The sequence below is a fragment of the Pseudoalteromonas sp. NH0006-26 genome (genome assembly GCF_057552415.1).
The window spans coordinates 1-2618 of record NZ_BAAJMJ010000020.1; the positions used below are offsets into that span (position 1 = coordinate 1).

The window sequence follows — 2618 nt, forward strand, 5'->3', positions numbered from 1 at the left end:
CGTGCTCAGCCAAACCAGACGAAAGTGCTAATCATCAAAGAAAAAAGATGAAGGGTGGGCTTTAAGAAAAACCGAGGTCGCTTCATACTAGGCATTACTTGGAAGCAAAAGAAAAAATAAAACAAAAAGGTTTGGCGTACTGCCAAAGTGACTTTGAGGCGTCAAGGGAAAATTAAAAGCACATGCAAAATTCAACCATCAGCGTATTGCTCAAACATTCAATAAAGGCTAGTGTAATCTCGGCGCCGTCGGCGAGCTTGTCGTATTAATTATGCAAAACCAAAAATCACGTAACAAAGCCAGCCAATCGACGCCGCAAAAGACGCGGCGCAATTGCTGGCGGCGTTATATGCCAAAAGGAGTCAGCATGAAATTTCTACCTACATTATTACTATCCTCAATTTTGTTATCTGGGTGTGCAACTACATATCAGAGCAGCGGATACTCGGGTGGTTACTCTGAAACACAACTTGATCAAAATGTGTTTAAAGTAGCTTTTCGCGGAAATGGTTATACAGGGAGAGAGCGGGTTGCAGACTTCACTCTTCTTAGAAGTGCTGAATTGACCATTGAAAATGGTTATAAATACTTTGTCGTAGTCGATGCTAATAGCTATACAAAAAATAGTACCTACACAACTCCTACAACTTCTAATACAACAGCTAGTGTATATGGTTCTGGTAATTATGCTTATGGTAATGCAACGACAACTACCACTGGCGGTCAAACCTACAATATTTCAAAGCCTAGTTCGTCAAATACCATTGTTTGTTTTAAAGAAAAGCCGACTAATGGGTTTAGTTATAATGCAGAATTCATATTCAAAAATATAACAAAAAAATATGACATCGTTCATTCAGAGAACTAGGCATATAACAAACGCATCAAATCTGACGCCTCACATTGTCCGATTTTTTGCTTAAGAGAAAATGACGCAAAAAGCGTCCAACATGCTCCGCAGCTTATGCGGGCGTTATGTGCCGATCGGAGTTGAGAGTTAGGAGCAGATATTGGATCTAAAGTTAACTGAATTCTTGGCAATTTATGGAGCAGTCCTTTCGAGCTTTGTCTTTCTCTGGAATGTATTAAAGTCTAGGAGAAAAATAGCCGTAAAGCTGATCTATGGGCTAGAAGGTGAAGAAGACGATATTAAAACTGGCGTATATGTTTTCATTCAAAACCCCTCAGCTCAGGTTGTGCATATATCCGGGTTGTCGATTCTCCACCCGTGGAGAAAAACAAATATTTTTAAAGTTATTTTGGAATCAATAAAACATAGGCGTTGGTTTTCTACTTATGGTTGGGTCCACTCAAATTTATCCCTGTATAAGATTGATGATGGCTGTCCGACATCAATCGAGCCAGGACACTCACACAAAGTATTGATTCCCGATGATGTTTTAAATGAAATGTTAGAGGACTCTGTAAGCCGTGAAATAATGGCTTCAGTTCAAGATCAGCTATGGAATGAAACTTGTTCTAAACCCTTTGAGGTTCAAGAGTTTCCTACCTCAAAGAATGAGAGCACATAACAAACAGCGCAAGCGGGACAAATTTTTCGCTGCGCTTCAAATTTGCCCCTTCGCTGGGCGTTAGCTCTCTATCTTTACTTTTAGGTTAAACCACTATTTATTCAATAAGGAATGTTATTTTGCCCAAATCACAAAGACCAAGGAAACGCAAATTGAAACAGAAGAGTGTAAGTAAGGGCGGACAAAAAGTAGTTTCCATCGACCCTGCATCTTTTATGTCTTTTATTATTGAGATGAAGTTTGAAGACTTGTCTTTAGCAAAAGGAACTGCTTTTTTTGCTAAATATAATGAACAAGTATTGCTCTTTACTAATAAGCATAATGTCACGGGACGAGATATTTTTACTGACAAACCCTTATCCCGAGAATGCGCAATACCTAATAAGCTTTCTATTTTGCTTCCTGTATCTGCTAAAGATGAGAATAATCGTTTGATGACCAATAGTTTTCAATGGTTCTCTGTTGATTTATACGATAGTGAAGGGGAACCAAGATGGATTGAACATTATAATGAAAAAGTTGATGCTGTGGGACTTCCATTTTGCCCGAGTGAAGTTCAAGTTTTTGAAATTGCATTCGACATAACCCATTCTTGGTATACGGGAGAAGTCGCAAGTAAAGTGAGTATTATTGGTTACCCTTTTGGATTATCAACAGATAATTTTCCGATATGGAGCAATGGCTATATCGCTTCTGAGCCAAACATTGACGTAGATGACCTTCCTCTTATGTACATTGATTCAAGAACTCGGCAAGGTCAATCTGGCTCTCCTGTAATGCAGCGAATTAGAACTACTGACTCAATTCTTAGAGACGGAAAACGCTTTAGCCCAAATCGTGACCAAACTTTTTTACTTGGTATTTATAGTGGTCGAGTTAATCGAGAATCCGATATTGGTCGGGTTTGGAAAACTCGTGCTCTGATAGAAATATTTGATAATTTTGAACGTGAGTTACAACAAAAAGAAAGCTAACAAGGCGTTTAAGAGGGATTCTCAACGCTTGGCATTTTCAGTTTGATTCAGCTTTAGTGTTTACGGCACAATGGCTTAGGTTCGGTGGTGGCGTTGTTCACCCCTTAACGCA

The 2618-nt window shown here is 39.0% G+C and carries 3 protein-coding genes; all 3 read left to right on the forward strand.

Features of this window, described 5'->3' with window-relative positions; genetic code table 11:
• Window positions 1–367: 367 nt before the first annotated feature.
• The 3 genes from AC27JR_RS16930 (at window position 368) to AC27JR_RS16940 (ending at window position 2506) form a co-directional block, all read left to right on the forward strand.
• Window positions 368–868: a CC0125/CC1285 family lipoprotein gene (locus tag AC27JR_RS16930; RefSeq protein WP_487174223.1), complete on the forward strand. Its 501-nt coding sequence runs from the start codon at window positions 368–370 to the stop codon at window positions 866–868.
• Window positions 869–1010: 142 nt separating this feature from the next.
• Window positions 1011–1532: a hypothetical protein gene (locus AC27JR_RS16935; protein WP_487174224.1), complete on the forward strand. Its 522-nt coding sequence runs from the start codon at window positions 1011–1013 to the stop codon at window positions 1530–1532.
• Between the two features lie 152 nt (window positions 1533–1684).
• Window positions 1685–2506, forward strand: coding sequence for a hypothetical protein (locus AC27JR_RS16940; RefSeq protein ID WP_487174225.1), 822 nt, complete (start codon window positions 1685–1687; stop codon window positions 2504–2506).
• Window positions 2507–2618 lie beyond the last annotated feature (112 nt).

Coding starts and splice junctions, on each gene's coding strand:
- AC27JR_RS16930 (WP_487174223.1), top strand. CDS start 368: ATGAAATTTCTACCTACATTATTACTATCCTCAATTTTGTTATCTGGG.